This is a genomic window from Bradyrhizobium sp. P2_E8 (assembly GCF_056403875.1).
The window spans coordinates 1-637 of sequence record NZ_JBFUES010001837.1 but is presented as its reverse complement, the minus strand read 5'-3'; the positions used below and the strand labels follow the sequence as shown (position 1 = coordinate 637).

The following is a 637-nucleotide window of genomic DNA, read 5'->3' as shown; positions in this document are numbered from 1 at the left end:
GCTGTCGGGCAACAGCCATGCGCGAGCCTATGCGCGCGCGATCGGATCCGAGGCGGGCCYGGTCGGCCCTGACAGCGCGCAGTTTCCCTTCGTCGATATCAAGACCGGGCAGCGCTGGCAGATCGATCTCGGCGCCGGCCGGCTGCCGACCTGGGTGCTCGACGAAAGCCGCCGCGTTCCCGACACGGGCCTCACCGACTATCTCAAGCTGGCGCCGCTGATCTGGGCGTCGGAGGCGACGCTGGTCGGCAAGTCCATTCCTACCGAAGGCGTGCTCTATCAGCGCCTGGTGCAGCCGCTGCTGCTCGCCGCCCTCAACGTCGATCCGCCCGAGGGTTCGGCCGGGCTCGCCGGCGCGATCGTGCGCGAGACGCTGCTTGCCGGCGGACAGGCCTGCCGTCCCCTGATCGCGCGCGACGGCCTCAGCGCCGTGCTGATCGAGCCCGCCGTGAAGTTCCTGCAGGAGCGTGGCCACTCGGTTCAACTCGGCCATGAGCTGCGCTCGTTCGTGACCAGTGACGGCAAGGCCGGCGCGCTGAATTTCGGCGGCGAGGACGTGATCAAGCTCGCCGACGGCGATGTCGTCGTGATGGCGGTGCCGCCGCGTGCCGCCTCGAGCCTGCTGCCGGGCCTGAAG

General features: G+C 70.1%; 1 protein-coding gene. It reads left to right on the top strand.

From position 1 onward, the window contains the following. Positions 1 to 637, top strand: a 637-nt coding sequence (locus tag AC1D00_RS44200; protein WP_477015088.1) for an FAD-dependent oxidoreductase, incomplete at both ends; no start/stop codon positions are given.